Origin of the sequence: Actinomyces sp. MRS3W, assembly GCF_032465695.1 — a bacterium.
Taxonomy (GTDB): domain Bacteria; phylum Actinomycetota; class Actinomycetes; order Actinomycetales; family Actinomycetaceae; genus Actinomyces.
The window spans coordinates 1-4,085 of the sequence record NZ_JAWDJJ010000255.1 but is presented as its reverse complement, the minus strand read 5'-3'; the positions used below and the strand labels follow the sequence as shown (position 1 = coordinate 4,085).

The following is a 4,085-nucleotide window of genomic DNA, read 5'->3' as shown; positions in this document are numbered from 1 at the left end:
CACCTGCCTGTGCCAGGCCCACCACCGGCTCAAGCACACCCCCGGCTGGACCCTCACCCGCACCCCGGACGGCGCGCTGGCCTGGACCACCCCCACCGGGGCCCGCTACCGCCGCCACCCCGACGGCGCCGTCACCATGTTGCCCCGCCGCGTGGGGCCGCGGCAACACACGCACCCCGGCGGCCCGGTGTCCGAGGCCTTGAGCAGGGCCATCACCCCCGCCGTACTCGACCGTCTCAACCGGGGACTGGACAACGCCGACACCACCAACACCACAACCGGCTGGGTCACACTCATCAGCCGCGGTCCGCGCCCCGGCGAACGCGCCGGAGACTTCGAAACCACCCCCTACCCACCTGCCATCCACGCCCTCGGACTCGCCCCACTCCTCGACGAAATACCGCCCTTCTAGCGGCGACATCGGCGCTCGCAGCGCCGAGGGCCCCTGCCGCTCAGCGCACCGCCCAGAAGGCGACCGCCGCCGCGGCGGCAACATTGAGGGAGTCCACTCCCCCGGCCATGGGAATGCGCACCACAACGTCGGCAGCCGCCACCGTGCGCGGGCGCAGCCCATCGCCCTCGGTGCCGAGCACCACGGCCACCTTCGAGTCCGGATCCGTACACGCCGGAGAGGCGACGAACTCGTCCAGGGTCAGCGAGTCCTCCGTCAGCGCCAGGGCCGCCACCGTCCAGCCGCCCGCATGCAGCTCATCCAGGGCCGGCCAGCGTTCAATGCGCGTCCAGGGCACTTGGAAGACGGTGCCCATCGATACGCGCACGCTGCGCCGATACAGGGGGTCCGCGCACCGGGGAGTCACCAGCACGGCGTCAATCCCGAGGGCTGCGGCGCTGCGGAAGGCAGCTCCCACATTCGTGTGGTCCACCAAGTCTTCCAGGATGGCGACGCGGCGCGCCCCGGCCCCGCCGCGCGCCCCGGCCAGCAGGTCGGTCACCGACGCCAGCTCAGGCCGATTCATGGCGGCCAGGGCACCCCGGTGCAGGTGAAAGCCGGTGAGGGACTCCAGCAGTTCCTCCGGGGCGATGAACACGGGTACATCCCCGCCGTCGTCGCGGCCCTCGCAGCCCGCGGCCGCCGCGATCACCGGGCGCATCTGCTCCCAGTGGCGCGGCGCCATGAGGAAGGAGCGCGGGGCATGCCCGGCAGCAACGGCGCGGGTGATGACCTTCGTCGACTCGGCCATGTACAGGCCGCGCTCAGTCTCCAGGCGACGCCGCAATGCCACGTCGGTCAGACTCGTGTAGTCGGCCAGGCGCGGATCCGCGGCGTCGTCGAGACTCTCGAGGTCGACAATCACGAGCGGGTCTTGCCCCGGGCGTCGCGGCCGACCGCGGCGAACAGCGGATCGGCCACCACGGCCGCCTCCTCCTCCGCCTCCGGACCGGCGAACTGGCTCTGGTAGAGCTCGTAGTAGGCGCCCTGGGCGGCCATGAGTTCCTCATGGTTACCCTGCTCCACAATGTCGCCGTGCTCCATGACCAAAATCGTGTCCGCATCACGGATGGTGGACAGGCGGTGGGCAATGACGAAGCTGGTACGCCCCTGACGCAGCCCCACCATGGCCTTCTGGACCAGCAGCTCGGTGCGCGTGTCCACACTGGACGTGGCCTCGTCGAGCACCAGGATCTGACGGTCGGCGAGGAAGGCCCGAGCAATCGTGATGAGCTGTTTCTCGCCCGCGGACACCCCGGCCCCGGAGTCGTCAATGATGGTGTCGTAGCCATCGGGCAGGGACCGCACAATGTGATCGACGCTGGCGGCCTTGGCGGCGGCACGCACCTGCTCGGCAGTGGCGCCGGTTGCGCCGAAGGCGATGTTCTCCCCGATCGTCCCCTCGAACAGCCAGGTGTCCTGCAACACCATGCCGATCTGCTCACGCAGCTCGTCACGGGACAGGTCCTTGGTGTCGATACCGTCGAGCGTGATCGTGCCGGACTGCGGATCGTAGAACCGCAGCAGCAGGTTGACCAGGGTGGTTTTGCCCGCACCGGTAGGGCCGACAATGGCGACAGTCTGGCCGGGCTCCACCACCAGGTTGAGGTCGGTGATGAGTTCGGTGTCCGGGCTGTAGGAGAACTTGACGTGGTCGAAGACGACGCGGCCGGCCACCCGCTGCGGCAGGGCACGAGTCGCGGTCTCGGACTCCTCCGGCGCATCCATGATCTCGAACAGGCGCTCGGCGCTGGCCGCCCCAGACTGCAACAGGTTGGCCATGGAGGCCAGCTGCGTAATCGGCTGGGTGAACTGCTGGGAGTACTGGATGAAGGCCTGCACGTCGCCCAGGGTCATCTGACCGCCCGTGATCTTGATGCCGCCGATGACGGCGATGATGACGAAGTTGAGGTTGGAGACCACGCGCATGGCCGGCTGGATGGTGCCGGAGATCCACTGGGCTTTGTAGGAGCCGTTGTACAGGCGGGTGTTCTCCTTCTCGAACAGCTCGTTGAAGGTCTGTTCGGAGGTGAACAGGGTCACCGCCTCGTGGCCGGTGAAAGCCTCTTCCACGACGCCGGACACATCACCGGTCGCATCCCACTGCTCGGTGAAGTGCGGCTGGGCGCGGGAGGCGATGACCAGGGTGATGATGAGGGCCACCGGCAAAGTCGCCAGCGAGATGAGCGATAGCTGTACCGAGACGGTCAACATCATGACGAAGACGCCGATGACGGTGATGATCGAGTTGAGCGCCTGCGACAGCGTCTGCTGCAGGGTCTGGGTGATGTTGTCGACGTCATTGGTGACGCGCGAGAGCATGTCACCGCGGGAGCCGTGGTCGATGTATGACAGCGGCACCCGGTCGAGCTTGGCGGACACCTCGGCACGCATGCGCTGGCCGGTGCGTTGAATGACTCCAGCGAGGATGCGGGCCTGCAACCACAGGAACAGGGCGGAAAGGGCGTACAGGGCGAAGGTCTGGAGCAGCACCACCGCCAGCGCGTGAGTGTCCAGGCCCTGGCCGACGACGACGTCGTAGGCGGAGAGCATGTCGGCGTAGGTGTCCTGGCCGGCCGAGCGCAGCACCTGCTCGAGCTGGTCGCCCGAGAGCCCGTCGGGCAGCCCGAATCGGGATAGCAGTGTGCCGAGCACGCCTTCGAAGATGACGTTCGTGGCGCGGGCGAGCACCTTGGGCGCGATGACGTTGAGGATGACGGCGGTCGCGGTGAGCACGACCACGGCCGCGATACGCACCCGTTCCGGGCGCAGTTCGTGGAGTAGCCGCTTCCAGGTGCCGGTGAAGTTTTGGGCCTTCTGGCCGGGGGCTCGGCGGGGTCCGGGTCCGTGGCTCATGCCGCCTCCTCTGCGCTGATCTGGGACAGGACAATCTCTGCGTAGGTGGGGCAGGTGTCCATGAGCTCCTCGTGGGTGCCGATGCCGACGACGTGGCCCTCATCGAGCACGACGATCTGGTCGGCGGTGCGTACGGAGGCAACACGCTGGGCGACGACGACGATGGTCGCCCCGCCGGTGGCCTGCGGCAGGCCAGCCCGTAGCCGGGCGTCGGTGGCGTAGTCGAGGGCGGAGAAGGAGTCGTCGAAGACGTACACGCCGGCCTGACGTACGAGGGCTCGGGCGATCGCGAGTCGCTGCCGCTGCCCGCCGGAGAAGTTGACGCCGCCCTGGTCGACCTCATGGTCAAGACCGTCATCGAGCGCCTGGACGAATCCGGCGGCCTGGGCGGCCTCGAGGGCGGCCCACAGCTCGGCGTCGGTGGCGTCCGGTTGACCGTGTTGCAGGGTGGAGCGAATGGTGCCGGAGAACAGGTAGGCCTTCTGCGGCACGGTGGCCACATTCTGCCTCAGCTCATGCGGGTCCAGCTCGCGCACGTCGACGCCGTCGACGCTCACGGAGCCCTCGGTCACGTCCAGCAGGCGCGGCAGTAGGTTAGCCAGGGTGGTCTTGCCGGAGCCGGTGGAGCCGATGAAGGCGGTCGTCGTGCCCGGGGTCATGTCAACATTCACCTCCGCCAGCACGCGCGAGGCCGCACCCGGGTAGCGGAAGGTGACATTGTCCAGCGTCACCCGGCGACCGCGGCTCCCGGTGTCGGCGCCGCCGGGTGACGCTGGAC

General features: G+C 68.5%; 3 protein-coding genes and 1 pseudogene. 1 reads left to right on the top strand and 3 read right to left on the bottom strand.

The features are described 5' to 3' along the window. A pseudogene (locus tag RWX45_RS09735) lies at window positions 1-412 on the top strand (HNH endonuclease); the annotation flags it as partial. A 40-nt stretch (window positions 413-452) separates the two neighbouring features. On the opposite strand, the gene RWX45_RS09730 reads toward RWX45_RS09735, so the two are convergent. From RWX45_RS09730 to RWX45_RS09720, 3 genes are all read right to left on the bottom strand, one after another. Continuing rightward, a complete protein-coding gene (locus RWX45_RS09730; RefSeq protein ID WP_316023529.1) occupies window positions 453-1,316 on the bottom strand; it encodes an RNA methyltransferase in 864 nt (287 codons plus the stop codon). Continuing rightward, complete coding sequence (locus tag RWX45_RS09725) at window positions 1,313-3,307, bottom strand: ABC transporter ATP-binding protein (protein WP_316023528.1); 1,995 nt, start codon at window positions 3,305-3,307, stop codon at window positions 1,313-1,315. Before RWX45_RS09725 ends, RWX45_RS09730 begins: the two co-directional genes overlap by 4 nt. After that, window positions 3,304-4,085, bottom strand: a 782-nt coding sequence (locus tag RWX45_RS09720; RefSeq protein ID WP_316023527.1) for an ABC transporter ATP-binding protein, incomplete at its 5' end; no start/stop codon positions are given. The genes RWX45_RS09720 and RWX45_RS09725, both read right to left, overlap by 4 nt.

Coding starts and splice junctions, on each gene's coding strand:
- RWX45_RS09725 (WP_316023528.1), bottom strand. CDS start 3,307: ATGAGCCACGGACCCGGACCCCGCCGAGCCCCCGGCCAGAAGGCCCAA.